This is a genomic window from Ligilactobacillus murinus DSM 20452 = NBRC 14221 (assembly GCF_001591685.1).
GTDB lineage: Bacteria > Bacillota > Bacilli > Lactobacillales > Lactobacillaceae > Ligilactobacillus > Ligilactobacillus murinus.
This window is the reverse complement of the sequence record NZ_BCVJ01000099.1, coordinates 1-2,280: the sequence shown is the minus strand read 5'-3', so window position 1 is coordinate 2,280 and position 2,280 is coordinate 1. Positions and strand designations below refer to the sequence as shown.

Sequence of the window (2,280 nt, the reverse complement as noted above, 5' to 3'; positions counted from 1 at the left end):
CGTTGCTGGGCTGGTGACGCCTTTTGTAATCGAGTGGTTGAGAGCAAAGAAAAAGACCACCAGCGCCCCCGCCAGTGGTCTAACCCACAACTCAACCCCAAGGAAAAAATAAGGAGCTGAATTATTATGAATAATACAGAAAAAACGATCAAAAAGCAAGAGAACTCTTTTAATTCGCTGACAGAGCAACTTAGCAAAGTCAAAGATCTTACTAACGATCTTGAAGAACTGGAATATAACTTATCTGCTATTTCAGTCCTACTTGGTGACAAATTGGAAAGCTTGCAACGTGGTGTGATCAAAAAATATGATCTGCCTGCAATGTTAGAGCGTGAATTACCACTAACGCTATATCTTTCAAATGAATTATACACTAAGAGAAACGAATTAAGGAAGCTCCTTGATGAACTTTTGAAGATCGTTCGTTAGAAAGGTGTGTCAGTTCAATGGAACTAGAACTAAAACAGGAATTTATCAAGGAGCTTTTGGCTACCGGTGGCTATATCCATGTAAAAGATGGACACGAACTACAACTTTACAGATACGATATAAATAAAGGTCTGTGGGAACCTGCAACAAAATACGAGTTAAAAAGACAGGTGAACACTTTTAAAACATTAGATAGGTACGAAAACTTAGAAGGTATTAGCTGGATCCCGGACGATATCTTAGATACAGCGCCTATATACACGATCGAAGAAGTAAGAAGAAAGTCAGAGCGCCACAAACCAAAAGCACACTTTGGAAATGGAACTTTTGACTTTATACAAAAGCAACGATCCCCACACGACCAAGAAAATTTTTTCTTTGGTGGACGGTCCTATAATCTTGATGAAATACCAAGGGATGAACCCTTACAAACAGAATTATGGTTCAAAGATCTATTCAAGGAACAAAGCACATTCATGATGGAATTTATAGGATACTGCTTTTTTAGATCGTACGTATCTTTTAAAGTAATCGTCATCTTGCTAGCCACCAACGATAAAGGTAAGTCACTTTTTTTCAACTGGCTATCTGGGATCCTTGGTCAAGAAAACGTTAGCGTAGTTACGCCTGCAATGCTTTCCAAAGCAACGCCAAAAGAGTTGTATACCCTACTGCATGGAAAGGATGCCGTATACTACCCGGACATTACCGGGATCAAAGACGTAGACACCGGGACGCTCAATGTGCTAAGTGGTGATGACATCATAACCACACAAACGCCAGCCGGTACACTATACAATTTCAGAAATACAGCTAAGCTTATTTTTGGGTCTAACGAGCTTCCAGCATTTAACCCGGGATCACTCAAAGAACGGGTACAGTTCGTAGAAATGAACGACATCCCTAATTTTGATGATTATTCTTTTAAAGAGATCATTGGAGAGTACGGCGCTTTTGCTTTTAAATGTATCCAAGCCTTTTTAAAAGCACGAGAACAACATTCTATGACAGTAACTACACAAATGAATAGCTTACGTCTGCAGTGGCTAGAAAACATAGAACATCCCAAGACTAAAGATAAGCCGGTGTTACCTAAACGTAAGGCAGTATCTAAGGAGATGAACAAACTCAATCAGAAACGCCGTGAAAAAGCACAAGAGCAACTTAGGAAAGCATTTGAAGAACTAAGCCCGGATAATGAACCGGTAAAAGTTTCACAGCTGGCTAAAGTTTGTCAAGTAGCCAACAAGACAATTTATGCACGTATCAAGGTTAGTCGAGATTTTACAGTTAGCGACGGTCTTATCTACAAGAATAATAATAGTAACGATAAGTAAATTATGATAACCAACATATGTTGGTACGTTGGTAACGTAATCGTTACTAACGGGTATGTTACTCTGTTAGTTACTCTGTTAGTTATGATAGTAAAAATACCGTTGTTAGTGGTCATTCTTACCCTCTTGTCATGGCTAACCTAACTAGGTAGCCCTGACAAGGGTAGGATGACACAACAAACAGAAAAATGATTAAAAAAATTTATATAATACACTTTTATAAAGTAAGTAAATCGAAAATAAAGAATGAAAAAAGTGTCAAAATTAATGCTGTTTGTGGTTACCACATGAAAAAAGAAAGTCTTTGACTGACAAGACCGACAATGCTTAGAATGCAGATCGGAATTCTTAGGCTTATCGTGTGTGTGGTTATCTACTCAAAAGTACCCACCTATTAGCCAAAAACTGCATGATAGAACCGTGTCACTATATCAGTGACAAGCTATGACACGTGATTTTAAAAGTTTTAGAGCTATGTTTTTGTATAACCCAAAAAAGGGATGCACTGGCTGAC

At 38.3% G+C, this 2,280-nt stretch carries 2 protein-coding genes; both read left to right on the top strand.

The features are described from left to right. Window positions 1–126: 126 nt before the first annotated feature. The gene (locus tag LMU01S_RS09880) at window positions 127–429 is read left to right on the top strand and encodes a hypothetical protein (protein ID WP_056959656.1); all 303 of its coding nucleotides are present in this window, start codon (window positions 127–129) and stop codon (window positions 427–429) included. A gap of 17 nt (window positions 430–446) precedes the next feature. After that, window positions 447–1,766, top strand: a complete 1,320-nt coding sequence (locus LMU01S_RS09875) for a DUF5906 domain-containing protein (protein WP_056959654.1) — start codon at window positions 447–449, stop codon at window positions 1,764–1,766. The last annotated feature ends 514 nt before the right edge of the window (window positions 1,767–2,280 follow it).